Raw genomic sequence first — 14194 nt, forward strand, 5'->3', positions numbered from 1 at the left:
GCTTCGTACTCCTTTACACTACTTAGCTAAAGTTTTTGCGATATTTCCAAATAACTCTATATAAGTCTGAATTGATTCATTTGTGTAAGTATCTGCTGGTGCATAAATAACTTGTTTTTTAGAAACAGCAGTTGTGTTTTGAAGAGCTGGTGATTTAGAAATAACATCTTGAGCAGGAGCTGACTTAGCAGCATCCGATGTTGCAGCATCACGGTCTAATACGAACAGCCAATCAGGATTTGTTTGTGCGATAGCTTCAACAGAAACGTCATCACCTTTATGACCTGCAGTAGAATTATTAACTTCTAATGCTGGAGTCCAACCGAAAATTTCATACATCGGTCCCCAAACGCGACCAGAGTGCGGCGCAGCAAAACCAATATTTCCACCAGTAACGATAACACTCATAACTTTATCTTTTCCGTTATAAGCAGATTTTGCTTTTTCAATAGATTTATCGAAATCAGCTACTAATTGTTTAGCTTCTTTATCTTTATCAAAGATTTTCCCTAAAGTCATTGTAGAATCTTTAAGTCCTTTTACTAAGTTTTCGCCAGGCTTAGTAGCTTTCTCAGAAACATCAACATTAAGATCAATAACAGCTGCATTTGGTACTAATTTTTTGATTTCTTCGTAATGGCCAGCAAATCTTTGACCAACGATTACAAGTTCAGGGTTTGCCGCTGCTATAATTTCAAGATTTGGTTCGCGGTGATTCCCAATATTTTTAACTGTTTTATCATTTTTATATGCTGAATCTGCAGGCATAATATCCTGTGGAGCAGCCGCTAATTTAATTCCCCAATCAGCTAAAGTTTCAAAAGTTCTATTATCTAAAGCAACTACATTCTTTGGATTTACAGGGACTTTAACAGTTCCATGAGCATCAGTGATTTCAACCGTTTTTGGTTTATCACTACTATTACCTTTAGTAGCCTTCGAAGTTTCCTTACTTGAATCTGAGCAAGCTACTAACATTAAAGTGAAAATTGCTAGAATACTTACTAATTTTAAAAGCATAGTTTTTTTCATACGTATACTCCTTATTATGTAATTTAGTTCGAAAATGATAACGTCCATAGATTGAATTAGATAATAACTGCTATTCATCTAAATCAATATTGATAATCATTTTCATTTGAACATCCTGTTAATTAGTATAGTCATTAATTCTGTGAAAATCTTGTGAATGGTGTGAGTTAATCAAATTAAACATAAATTCACCAGATTCAGCCCACACACGTGCTAATCAATAGATTGAGCACCTTATAAACCATGATTTCTAATATGAAAAAATGCCCATTTCCTGATAGCAATCTTCTTTTTATAGTTTCCTTCTTTTCATATTTCACAGAAACTATTTTATTATCTTATTTTTATCATTCAACCATTGAATAGCCTCTGCCATGTATCGTTTGAATATATCTGTCTTTCTTCTCACACTTTAACTTTTTTCTTACATAACCAATATATAAGTCTACTACATTTGGATTCACTACTACGTTATATCCCCAAACTTGATTCAAAAGCATTTCACGGCTCAATATTGTATTTTTATTCTTGATTAAAAATACAAGTAAATCGTACTCGCGCTTCGTAAGCGAGAGATTTTCGCTACCTTTTTTCACAATATTGCTAGATGTATCAACAAAGAGATCTTTAAACTGAAAAAAGTTTGTCTCATTTTGCTGGATATAGTTAGTTCTCCTTAAAATAGCTTGAACCCTTACTACTAATTCTTCTTTCACAAATGGTTTTCTAATATAATCATCTGCTCCTGCTTGTAGCCCTGCTATACAATCCTTACTAGAAATATTGTCGGTCACAATAATGATCGGTGTCGTTTTAACAAGTCGTATTTGTCTACAAATTTCTGGCCCCGATATACTTAATGAATCCCAATCCAATATGATAATATCCCAATCTTGTTCATATACTATATTTAAACCTTGGTTTTCATTGTGAAGTTTTAAAATGAAATAGCCCTCTTGCGTTAGACCGCTTACGATTTTCTTCGCAAAAGACCGTTCATTCTTAATTACTAACACCTGCTTCACCGATGGTTCACCTCTACTTCAATATAACTTAGTTAGATAAAAAATTATCTCAAGAAACATTTTAAAATTTATAAATATGCCCCCCTAAAAAAGGCCATTATAACAGTTTATTAGGAGAACTCTATATAATCTTACAATAGATATGAATAGAAACACAAAGGATATGAAGATTTAAATACATATTGTTTAATCATTAAGGGCATCTATAGTATCTACCTGCTTATCATCAATAACTGTCTCTTCATCTTCTGTTTCAGAGGTACCCCCTCCCCCCATCAACTTAAGCATTTTATAAAACTACAAAACAAAAAACGGTATTTTTTCTCTCTAAATGTAAATGCGCCTCCCCATTTATAGATTAACTAACTTAAATAAATAATTGAATAATTCTCCTGTGTATGGAAATTTTAAGAAAGATATCGAGGGTGTATTTTCTTCTTGGCATTTTGCAAACAAATGATTTTACCTGCCGAAAGTCATTATTTATTCAAAACTATTAGGTGGGAAGGTATATAAAAATTTGCTATCAAGGAACCATTAACTTTAAGGTCCAAATATAAAAAATCTACTTTTTGTACAAAACATAAACCATTCGATAAATGGGGTAGTATGATGAAGAAACTTCGTAAGATAAAGCGTTTGAAAAAAGATATTCAGGAACTTGAGAATGCAAGTATGCTGCTTCAAAATGATCAAGATCGTGATCTTGATCAGAGTGTATTTGCGAATGAAGAAGCTTTGAAACGAGTTTTTGAAAATTGTTCTGATATTGTTTTTCGTCCAATTCTAATAAATAGTCAAACTAAAATTCTTTTTATTTATATAGATGGATTAACTGACACCAAGATTTTAGAACAAGTTGTTTTGAAACCGATGATGTTCGAAGGTATGCCTGGTGGATTAAAGAGTGTGGATTCAGCAAGAAAAATCATCCAAAATCAGCTCATTGCTGTTTCTCAAGTAAAGACAGTTTCTAAACTTCGTGAGGTTATAGAGGGAGTATTGAAAGCTAATATCGTCATTTTAACAGATGGAGAGAGTCAAGCCCTGATTGCGGATTTAAAAGGGTTTGAAAAACGGAGTATTGAAGAGCCTGCTGCTGAGATCTCTGTTCGTGGTCCTCGGGATGGTTTTACGGAAACGTTAAGAGTCAACACAAGCCTTATTCGCCGAAGAATTCGGAGCCAAAAACTAAAAATGGAACCCTATTCGATCGGGGAATTATCACAGACAGATGTGGTGATTGCCTACATTGAGGGCATTGCTCCCGATTCCGTTTTGGACGAAGTGCGACAAAGGATACAGCGAATTCAAATTGATGGGGTGTTGGAGTCAGCTTTCATTGAAGAATTTATCGAGGATCAACCTTTTTCTCCCTTTCCGCAAATTCAGAACACCGAGCGGCCGGATGCGGTGTGTGCAAGTCTTTTAGAAGGGAAAGTAGCCATTTTAGTGGATAACACACCTTTCGTTTTGATCGTTCCTATGACATTTTGGACAGGTCTGCAAGCAGCGGAGGATTATTATGAACGCTCCATCTACACAACCTTTATTCGATGGATACGTTTAGTATTAATCAACATTTCATTATTTCTTCCTTCTCTCTATGTTGCTATTACAACCTTTCATCCGAAATTAATCCCGACAAATTTGCTTATTAGTATTGCAGCTGCTCGAGAAGGCATTCCTTTCCCTGCTGTCATAGAAGCGCTAATGATGGAATTTTTATTTGAAGGTTTGAGGGAAGCTGGCGTTCGGCTGCCCAAACCCGTTGGATCAGCAGTTAGCATTGTGGGAGCACTTGTCATCGGACAAGCTGCTGTGCAAGCAGGTATTATTTCGGCACCATTGGTTATTGTTGTCGCGACAACCGGTATTGCGTCGTTTGCGTTCCCGCGCTATAACTTGGGAACAGCTTACCGGATGCTACGCTTTCCGATGCTGTTATTGGCGGGGATGCTTGGACTATACGGTATTGCAATAAGCACCCTTGCAATTTTGATTCATGTAACTAACATTCGTTCTTTTGGTATTCCGTATTTAAGTCCGGTTGCGCCTCAGACTCCGAGTGATTTAAAGGATGTTTTACTCCGAACACCTCGTTGGAACATGACACACCGCCCTATAATGGTATCCGGCGAAGATAAAATACGTTTTCCAGATGGACAACAGCCAGGTGCGAAACGGGGAGTGGATACAGAATGAGCCTGCACAAGGCACTTTGTATGATACTGGTCGTTTTTTTATTTTTCTTGACGGGCTGCTGGGATCGTACAGAATTAAATGATCTAGCAATAGAATTAGGATGGGGACTTGATCAAGCAAAGAATAACAAGGTTGAAATTAGCGCTCAGTTTATCATCCCATCAAAAATGGGAATGGGACAGAGCGGAAGAAGTAATGCAGGAAAAGCAGTTTTTATAGAATCCGGAACTGGAAGGGATACACATGAAGCTGTACAAATGATGCAAACAAAAATGTCGAGAGAAATCTTTCGAGGGCACCAGCGTGTAATATTGATTGGAGAAAAGATGGCTAAAAATGGTCTCACTCCAGTTTTAGATGCATATAGCCGCGATCCTGATATTCGATTACGAGCAGATGCGTTTGTAATAAAGGGGAATACTGCAAAAGAATTTCTGAAAGCATCCATCCCTTTAGAGTCTATCCCAGCACTTGGGGCACTTAAAGAGCATATGCACATAGAGGCATTGGGAGATATGTCTTTATTAAATTTTCTTATTGCTGGTACGAGTGATGGAATCACCCCAATTTTGCCTGCTATTAAGCTAAATACGTCTAATAAAAAAGGTAAAGCCGAGATCAAAGGGTTTCAAATTGTAGGCGGTGCTATATTTAACAACGATTTCAAATTGGTAGGATACTTAAACATGCAGGAATGGTTAACTACTCTTTGGATAGTGAATCGTTTAAGTAAACAGACGGTTACAGCAACGGCCTCTAAAGGAAATGGTAGTGCAAGTTTATATATGACAAAGATCAATAGAAAAATCATACCTACTATACAAGGGGACACAATTAAGTGTGACGTTGTTTTTTCTGGTGAAGGAACGATTCAGGAGAATAATACGAATTTAGATCTTTCGCAACCAAAAAATCTTACTCTTTTAGAACATGTATTGGAAAAACAAGTTGAAAAACAAGCTCTCCAAACTATTAAAAAGGTTCAAAAACAATACGGAACCGATATCTTTGGATTTGGAGAAGCCATTCATCAAAAATATCCATCCGAATGGAAAGGGCTAAAAAAGAATTGGAGTAAACAGTTTCGAAAAGTGCAGGTTTCTGTTTATACAAAGCTTACTATTCGGCGAGTAGGATTGACTGGACCATCGTTGCAGTTAAAGAAAAATGAAATAAAAAAATAAGGAGGAATATTGAGTGTGAGAAATTCAATGAAAATCTCTGGCAGACAAATCTTTTGGATGATGTTCACATTTGAAGTGGGACAATCACTCCTTCTAGTTATTCCAGCGACGATTCGCACTGCCAAACAAGATGCATGGATCTCGCTCTTGATTGCAGGGTGTGTGGGGATTGCTCTTACTTTCTTGGCAACCACACTTGGTTCGCTTTATCCGAAGCAAACTTTGATTGAATTTAGTCAAACCATTCTTGGTAAATGGCTAGGAAAGCTACTGATGATTCCCTACTTCTTTGCATGGTATATGATAATTTGGATAACCGTCCGTGAATTTGGTGAGTTCATTATTATCGCTTTGTTTCATAATACACCTTTGTGGGTTATTGTCTTTACCGCTATGTTATTGCTCATTTTTATCATTTACCAAGGTGGAGTGGAAGGTATCGGACGCTTAAGTGAAATCATAGGGCCAATGGTACTTTTAATGATAACGTTTGTAATCCTTTTAAATGTTGGCAATATGAATTGGGATTATATGCGCCCTATTTATCACGATTCTGGATGGCTTCCCATCCTTAAAGGTTCCTATACCCCTGTGGCTGCATTTTTTGGAGAGGCTGTCATGATGACAATGTTCATTTTCTTTATGGACAAACCAGAACAAGCATCATCGCGAGCGATGTGGGGAGTAGGACTGGCCGTTTTCATGGTAACGATCGGAACATTAGCGGTCATTTTAACATTCGGTCCGAATTTACCTTCAAGTTTTTTGTATCCAGTTTACGATTTAAGCCGGTACATATCCGTCATGGAGTTCATTCAAAATGTGGATATTTTGATTGTTATTATTTGGTTTTTTAGTATTTTTGTTAAACTGGCGTTATACATGTTTCTCGCTTGTTATGGAACAGCACAAATGTTTCATTTGAAGGATTGGCGAAAAGTAGCTTTGATTCTTGCTCCTATTTCGTTTATCGTAGCTGTGTCAGTTAAAAATATCCAGACATTTACCCATTATTACTACATATTTTTCGTAATTCCAATTGCATTCCCCGTCTATGAGCTAGGGATCCCTTTACTGTTATTGGTGGTTGGCAAAATCCGAAGGAAATATGCATAAACCCAATTGGTAGCTTGATTAAATGTAATGGTGAAAGGGTATTTAATTTTTCGACACACATAAAACGTGTTTTTGAGATATCACCAAATGCCTATCAACTTAAGAGAAATAAACGACCCAAATAAAAAAGCACTCTACATTATATGTTTAAGGTACAATACATACGGATAGCTGTCATTATATGAACTAAAGAGATGGCTTATTGACCCATCTTTTATATCGGCAGCATAAGTTAGCCATAAACTAAAAGAAGCATAAGTTGGCCAAAACGGCCATCTTATGCTTCTTGTTATATACAAAATAAAAAAACCACCAAATATGTATTGGTGGAGACGGTGGGAGTCGAACCCACGTCCAAAAATATCGGCACTTAAGCTTCTACGAGTGTAGTCGATATATTAGCATTTCGCGAACTCTTCGGCCTATCGACAGGCTTCCAAGTTGCTAGTCTGATTGTTCTCTTCCTTCGCCCTCAGACGGCGAACTCCGGCGTAGTCCACTTAGTTTGAGTCCCTTACCCTACCACATGGACGATGGAGGGAGGAACCTTTAGTGCAATTAAGCAGCTAAAGAAAGATTGTTTTGTTTGCCAATTATAGGCTTTGACGTTTTAACGAGGCCGATCCCCTCGACTCGCAACCTAAGCTCGAACTATCCCTGTCGAATCCGTAACGTCCCCATGATAAAAATGGAGCATACGAAGAAATATCGTGATAGCTACTAAGAGCTGTTTTTCAATGTGCAACAATCTTACATAAGTTATTATAACATACGCGCGTCGTTTTACAAATGTAAATATCTGTATTACATCTTTTGACGATCACGGAACGCGCGTGCAATTTCACGTTTTGCTTCTTTCTCTTTTAAATCGTTACGCTTATCATATTGCTTTTTACCTTTTGCTAAACCAAGTGCCATTTTCGCGAATCCATTTTTCAAATAAATTCTAACTGGAACTAATGCATAGCCTGTTTCTTTTGAAGCACCCGTTAACTTCTCAATTTCTTTTTTATGAAGAAGTAACTTTCTCGTGCGAAGCGGATCATGGTTGAAACGATTCCCTTGCTCATATGTACTAATATGCATATTATGTACCCATACTTCACCATTATGTACACGTGCAAACGCATCTTTCAAGTTCACGCGTCCAGCGCGAATCGACTTAATTTCAGTTCCTTGAAGGACAAGCCCTGCCTCGTATGTTTCTTCGATGAAATAATCATGAAATGCTTTTTTATTTTGTGCAATAACCTTACCTGAACCCTTTGGCATATAACGTCCCTCCTCTATTTTTACTATTGTAACAAATGTTAATAAAAAGCGAAAGTGGCTCGCTCTCAAGCCACGAAGAAAAAAGAAAACGGCCCCGCTTTTTATCAAAGCGAAGCCCTCCTTTTCTTACTTACGCTTTTTCTTTTTCTTCTTGAATCCTGGTACATTTTCGAAGAATGCTTTTTTCTTCTTACCGTTACCATCTTTTTTCCCTGGCTGACTAGCGGACGTGGAAGTGGAAGCAGAAGCTGAAGCTGATCCTCTTCCTTTTCCTTTGCCACCACGGTCGAATTTTCTACCTGTACCACGTTCTCCGCCGCGCTCATTACTGCGCTCGCTACGTCCACCGCGTTTCTTTCTTCCTGTTCTTGGCTGTTCGATAACGACTGGGCGATCTTTGAACTTACGACGAGGCGTACCTTTCATGCCAACGATTTCAAAGTCGATTGCACGCTCGTCTTTGTTTACGTTAATAACACGAATTGTAATTTCGTCTCCGATGCGGAATACGTTACCTGTACGTTCTCCGATCATTGCGAAATGTTTCTCGTCATAACGGTAGTAATCATCCGTTAAGTAGCTAACATGTACAAGACCTTCAATTGTATTTGGAAGCTCTACGAATAAACCGAAGTTTGTTACAGAGCTAATCATACCGTCATACTCTTCGCCGATCTTATCAACCATATACTCTGCTTTTTTCATTTCATCTGTTTCACGTTCTGCTTCAACAGCACGGCGTTCCATATTAGAAGAATGCTCTGCAATTTCAGGTAAGTTTTCACGCCATTTTGCTTGTGTTTCGTTGTCGACTTTACCGTTAATGATGTATTCACGAATTAATCTATGAACGATTGTATCTGGGTAACGACGAATTGGTGATGTGAAATGTGTGTAGAACTCAGTTGATAAACCGAAATGTCCTAAGCTATCCGCATCGTAACGCGCTTGCTTCATTGAACGAAGCATTACTGTTGAAATAACTACTTCTTCCGGCTGTCCTTGAACCATTTCAAGAATTTGTTGCAGCGCACGAGGATGTATTTCATTCGCACGTCCTTTTACTGCATATCCGAAGTTTGTTACAAACTCGAAGAAACGTTCCAGCTTATCTTCTTTCGGATCTTCATGGACACGGTACATGAATGGTACGTTCATCCAGTGGAAATGCTCTGCTACTGTTTCGTTCGCAACAAGCATAAATTCTTCAATTAACTTCTCTGATACAGAACGATCACGCATGACAACATCTGTCGGTTTACCTTCTTCATCTACTAATACTTTCGCTTCTTTAAAGTCAAAGTCGATTGCACCGCGGCGCATACGTTTTTCACGTAAAATCTGTGCCAATTGACCCATCTCTTTAAACATCGGTACGAGCGGCTCATAGCGTTTGATTAACTCTTCGTCCTCATCTTCTAAAATGCTTCTTACGTCAGCATACGTCATACGCTCTGTCGTTTTAATCACACTTTGGAAAATCTCATGCTTTACAACATCACCTAAGTTGTTAATTTCCATTTCACAAGATAACGTCAGACGGTCTACTTTCGGGTTTAACGAACAAATACCGTTAGATAGACGATGTGGAATCATCGGAATTACACGGTCAACAAGATAGACACTCGTCGCTCTCTCCGCTGCTTCTACATCAATTGGAGAACCTTCTTGAACGTAATGACTTACATCCGCAATATGAACGCCAAGTTTATAGTTACCGTTCTCGAGCTTCGTTACTGTAACAGCGTCATCTAAATCTTTCGCGTCTGCACCGTCAATTGTTACGATCATTTGGTCACGCAGGTCACGACGATCTTTTAAATCTTCTTCTGAAATCGTTTCTGGTACACTGTTTGCATGCTCCATCACTTCTTCAGGGAATGCTAAAGGCAGATGATGTTTATGAATAACTGATAAAATATCTACTCCTGGATCATTTTTATGACCTAGAATTTGAATAACTTCACCTTCTGCACTTAAACGATTCTCTGGATAGCTCGTAATTTTCACAACTACTTTATGGCCTTCTACAGCACCCATTGATGCACTTTTCAAGATAAAGATATCACTCGTCCAGCGCTTATTGTCAGGTACAACAAATCCAAAGTTTTTCGATTCTGTATATGTACCAACTAGTTCTTTCGTACCGCGCTCTAAAATACGTACAATTGAACCTTCTTGGCGTGATCCACTTGATTGTGCGCTAACACGCGCTAATACTGTATCGCCATGAAGTGCACCGTTTAACTCTGTAGGCGGGATGAAAAGATCATCGTCTCCGGTTTTCTTCTCTTCTGGTACAACGAATGCAAAGCCACGTGCATGTCCAATTAATTTACCGCGTACTAAATTCATCTTTTCAGGAAGACCGTAACGGTTACTACGTGTGCGAATAACAAGTCCCTTCTCTTCCATCATTACAAGTGCCTTTACAAAATCTTTAAAGCCCTCAGACCCCTCAATTCCAAATGCCTCTTCTAACTCTTGTATTGTTAACGGTTTATACGCTTCTTCTCTCATAAATAATAACAACTTATCAATATTTTCTTGTATGATTTCTTCCAAGCAGAAATACCTCCTTTAAACCCTTATATTATTTAGTGTATCCGAAAGACCGGGGATGTATAAAGCGAAACTTTAATACTCCCCTAATGATTTTTACAGTTTTCACAAAAAATTCCTTATGAAAAAAAGAGGCAACTAGATCTTACCAATCTAGTTGCTCCAAGAAGTTATATACATCCTCATGTAGCTCGTCACGTTGCTTATCCAGTGTAATGACATGCGTAGAGTCTTCATACCATTTAATATCTTTTAACGTAGATTCTACACCGTTATAAATAATGTTAGCACTATCTGTATTAATCATTTCATCATGACGTGCTTGTACAACAAATGTTGGTGCATAAATCATATCCACATTGTTACGTACGTCAGCAATTAATTGTTGTAATGCTTTTAATGTATTCATCGGTGTCTGTTGGAATTCCAACATTTCTTGTTCGATTTGCTCTGGTGATTTTTGCTCACGCTTTTTATATTCGCGGGCGTATGCTAATATACCTTGGTACATCGTTTCTTCACTCTTAATATACATTGGTGCACACATTGGTACTACACCTAAAACCGGTACTGTATAACCTAATTTCAAAGAAAATACGCCGCCAAGTGATAATCCAACAACAGCAATTTTTTCAAAGCCTTTATCTTTTAAAAGCTGATATGCCTCTGTTACATCTTGCCACCAGTCTTCAGGACCTGTATGAACAAGCTCTTCTGGTGGTACACCGTGCCCTTTATAAATTGGCGCATGACAAGTGTAGCCTTTCTTCTCTAAGAAACGCCCTAACATACGTACATCAGCTGAGTTTCCTGTGAAACCATGTAGTAATAAAACAGCGCGGTCTCCACCCTCAAATGTAAATGGTTTCGGAGATGCTAATTTCATCATGTATTTCTCCTCTTTCTCTTCTGTAATCTAGTCGTATTCTTTCTATATCTTAGTGTACCATATTTATATTTCTATAATCTAATTAGAAACATCTTTCAACTAGCAAAACAAAAAAGAAGAACCATTAGTACAACTTACTAACGCTTCTTCTTTCAATTCTATAAATTTAAGTACGTAACAGCAATTGTTAATACGAAGAATAGAACAGCTAAAACAATTGTAATACGGTTTAATACTGCTTCAATTCCACGTGCTTTTTGCTTACCAAATAATTGCTCTGCACCGCCTGAAATTGCACCTGAAAGGCCTGAGCTATTACTAGACTGCATAAGTACCATAACAATCATTAAAATCGATACAATAATAAGTAAAACGGATAATAACGTATGCACTTGGCGTACCTCCTACAAAGATTCAGTTATTTTAACTGTAGCATAAATTCTATAGAAAAGCGAGAGCTATAGAGTCGCTCTCGCTTTTCTTCTATTACATAAACATCATTGCAAATAACGGCCCGAGCAAACATGTCAAAATTGCTGTTAATGTCATTGTTACCGATCCAATAACACCTTCATGTTCATTATTTTTCATCGCTCTCATTACACCCATAATATGAGAAGCACATCCAAATCCGATACCTTTACCAACTGAGTTTGTAACACGGCTCCATTTTAATAAAAGCGGGCCGGTAATCGTTCCAGTAATCCCGGCGATAACAACGAAAGCTGCTGTTAATGACGGTACACCACCAACTTGCTCTGAAACACTCATTGCAACTGGCATTGTCACTGATTTTGGTAGAGAAGATAAAATTAAGCTTTTATCTGTTCCCATAAGTGATGCAATGGCAAAATCACTCGCAATGGCAACTGTTGTGCCTACTAATACGCCACCAGCAATCGGTACAACATACTTTTGAAGAACGTGACGTTGTTTATAAAGAGGAACTGCAAATGCTACAACACCGGGTCCGAGCAGTTTTGCAATCCAGCCGCCACCACTTTCCATATAATGTTGATATGGTATATCAAGCATAATAAATAAGAAAGCCATTAATCCTGTTGCTACAAGCATTGGAATGGTGAATGGTGTTGGAAATAATTTATAGATTTTTTTAGATAATTGGTATAATAGCACCGTAAAAAGAACCCAACCAATTCCGATTAATATTTGGCTCATCGCGACTCTCTTTCCTTTCTATTCGCAAGATATTGTCCTGTATGTCCTGCGACAATAATAATTAAAAATGTACTCGCTACAATTGTAATGAAAAGAGAAATTCCTTTACTCATAAAAAAAGCACCGTAATTCATTAGGCCAAGCGTTGGCGGAATTAATAAAAACGGCATAATCGCAACGAGTGTTTCTGCTCCTAAATCGAACCATTTCACTGGAAGGACTTTTAGACTAAGTAAAACAAGTAAGAGGAACATTCCAATTAAACTTCCTGGAATCGGAATATTTAACATTTCTTGTGCCCAAGTTCCAACCATATAAAAAACGTAAAGAGCAGCAATTTGGACAAGAATCTTTGTAAATTTCATGTTCATCATCCCTCATGTTTATACGATCTTCTGTTAATATCTTTATCATAGTATAAATTGTAAAAAGCTGCAATTTATCAACTTGACAGAAAAAATACCCTATGTTAGACGCTTACAACCTTGATATGACTGGATTTGCGCGTGAAAATTAAGTCAAAAACCTTGACCTAATATAAAAAGTTTTTATTTTCTGAATTTATATGGTTGTTATTTCAATAAAATAATCTTTTTATCCTTAAGCTTACATATATATAAAGTGAAACTTTAATCAGTGGGGGTTCTTCTTATCAGCCCTCACCAAATCTTTGCTTTCGCTGAATTTTGAGGTGGGAATCTTACTGCCCATTAAAGTGGGATAAATAAGATAGGTGGTGAATATATGCCCAAAAAAGTTCTTATTTTTTGTGATCCTGGGATTGATGATGCGATGGCCCTCCTCTTAGCATTCTTTATCAATGAAATAGAAATCATCGGCATTGTTGCTGATTACGGCAATGTTCCAAAAGAAATGGCCGTACAAAATGCTCATTTTCTTAAGCACGAAACAAAAAATAGAAATATTAAAGTATTTGGTGGTTCAGAACAACCGCTTACTGGTGCCCTCTTGCTTTCTTTACGAATGTACACGGGAAACAAGGGCTCGGGCCAATTATTCCAAAGGAGAATGTCACTAACGGAGAAATGGAGAATTTTTTTGAAGTTATCCCTCTTATTGAGCAATATAAAGATGAATTAATCATTGTAAGTTTAGGAAGACTTACCTCCCTCGCAATTTTATTCATCCTATGTAAACAGCTAATGAAGCAAATTAAATCTTACTATGTAATGGGCAGTGCCTTTTTACACCCTGGTAATGTTACACCTATTTCCGAAGCAAACTTTTATGGCGATCCTACTGCTGCTAATATAGTCCTTCAATCCACAGCTAACATGTATATATACCCGTTAAACGTCACTCAATATTCTGTCATTACACCAGAAATGGCTGAATACATTGAAGCAAAAGGAAAAGCCCCACTTGTCAAACCGTTATTCAATCATTATTACTATGGATATTATAAAAATGCCCTACCAGATTTAAAAGGAAGCCCCTTTCATGACACAATACCAATACTCGCTTTACTTGATAACTCTATGTTTACGTATCATAAATCACCTATCGCTGTCATGACGGAATCCTATGCACAAGGAGCAAGCATTGGAGAATTTCGCTCTTTAGGAGAATCTAAACCATTTACTAATTGGCCGAGTCATCAAATCGCAATTGATTTTTATTATAACCGTTTCTTTAAACATTTCATGTCACTTATGACGGGTGAGCAATTTTAACATAAAAAAACAGACCGTGATTTCTCACGGTCTGTC

General features: G+C 37.4%; 11 protein-coding genes, 1 other RNA gene and 1 pseudogene. 4 read left to right on the forward strand and 9 right to left on the reverse strand.

The features are described from left to right. Positions 1-18: 18 nt before the first annotated feature. Positions 19-1032, reverse strand: coding sequence for a siderophore ABC transporter substrate-binding protein (locus K5S59_RS08400; RefSeq protein WP_000753459.1), 1014 nt, complete (start codon positions 1030-1032; stop codon positions 19-21). 347 nt (positions 1033-1379) lie between these two features. After that, on the reverse strand, positions 1380-2057 hold the full coding sequence (locus K5S59_RS08405; RefSeq protein WP_120450987.1) for a response regulator transcription factor: 678 nt from the start codon (positions 2055-2057) through the stop codon (positions 1380-1382). Between the two features lie 609 nt (positions 2058-2666). Here K5S59_RS08405 and K5S59_RS08410 point away from each other — a divergent pair. Genes K5S59_RS08410 through K5S59_RS08420 form a run of 3 tightly spaced genes read left to right on the forward strand, consistent with a single transcriptional unit; the run spans position 2667 to position 6562 of the window. Next, positions 2667-4262, forward strand: coding sequence for a spore germination protein (locus K5S59_RS08410; RefSeq protein WP_098872508.1), 1596 nt, complete (start codon positions 2667-2669; stop codon positions 4260-4262). Further along, entirely contained in the window at positions 4259-5446 is a 1188-nt protein-coding gene (locus K5S59_RS08415; protein ID WP_000052117.1) for a Ger(x)C family spore germination protein, read from the forward strand. The genes K5S59_RS08410 and K5S59_RS08415 overlap by 4 nt, the downstream gene beginning before the upstream one ends. 27 nt (positions 5447-5473) lie before the next feature. Further along, positions 5474-6562 (forward strand): GerAB/ArcD/ProY family transporter, encoded by a 1089-nt coding sequence (locus K5S59_RS08420; protein WP_120451114.1) that lies wholly within the window; start codon positions 5474-5476, stop codon positions 6560-6562. 324 nt (positions 6563-6886) lie between these two features. Here K5S59_RS08420 and ssrA read toward each other — a convergent pair. From ssrA to K5S59_RS08455, 7 genes are all read right to left on the reverse strand, one after another. Then, positions 6887-7241, reverse strand: a transfer-messenger RNA (tmRNA) gene (gene ssrA, locus K5S59_RS08425). A 125-nt stretch (positions 7242-7366) separates the two neighbouring features. Next, the gene (gene smpB / locus K5S59_RS08430; RefSeq protein WP_001123908.1) at positions 7367-7834 is read right to left on the reverse strand and encodes an SsrA-binding protein; all 468 of its coding nucleotides are present in this window, start codon (positions 7832-7834) and stop codon (positions 7367-7369) included. Positions 7835-7960: 126 nt separating this feature from the next. Then, positions 7961-10399, reverse strand: coding sequence for a ribonuclease R (rnr, locus tag K5S59_RS08435; RefSeq protein WP_000391119.1), 2439 nt, complete (start codon positions 10397-10399; stop codon positions 7961-7963). Between the two features lie 142 nt (positions 10400-10541). Beyond that, entirely contained in the window at positions 10542-11282 is a 741-nt protein-coding gene (gene estA / locus K5S59_RS08440) for a carboxylesterase (RefSeq protein ID WP_162937161.1), read from the reverse strand. Between the two features lie 161 nt (positions 11283-11443). Beyond that, positions 11444-11677, reverse strand: a complete 234-nt coding sequence (gene secG / locus K5S59_RS08445; protein ID WP_000557263.1) for a preprotein translocase subunit SecG — start codon at positions 11675-11677, stop codon at positions 11444-11446. A 94-nt stretch (positions 11678-11771) separates the two neighbouring features. Beyond that, entirely contained in the window at positions 11772-12464 is a 693-nt protein-coding gene (locus K5S59_RS08450; protein WP_000078300.1) for an LrgB family protein, read from the reverse strand. Beyond that, on the reverse strand, positions 12461-12829 hold the full coding sequence (locus tag K5S59_RS08455) for a CidA/LrgA family holin-like protein (RefSeq protein ID WP_000673213.1): 369 nt from the start codon (positions 12827-12829) through the stop codon (positions 12461-12463). Before K5S59_RS08455 ends, K5S59_RS08450 begins: the two co-directional genes overlap by 4 nt. Positions 12830-13256: 427 nt before the next feature. Here K5S59_RS08455 and K5S59_RS08460 point away from each other — a divergent pair. Further along, positions 13257-14158: pseudogene (locus tag K5S59_RS08460) on the forward strand (nucleoside hydrolase). Positions 14159-14194 lie beyond the last annotated feature (36 nt).

The organism is Bacillus sp. BML-BC051 (assembly GCF_019656175.1).
Taxonomy (GTDB): Bacteria; Bacillota; Bacilli; order Bacillales; family Bacillaceae_G; genus Bacillus_A; species Bacillus_A mobilis.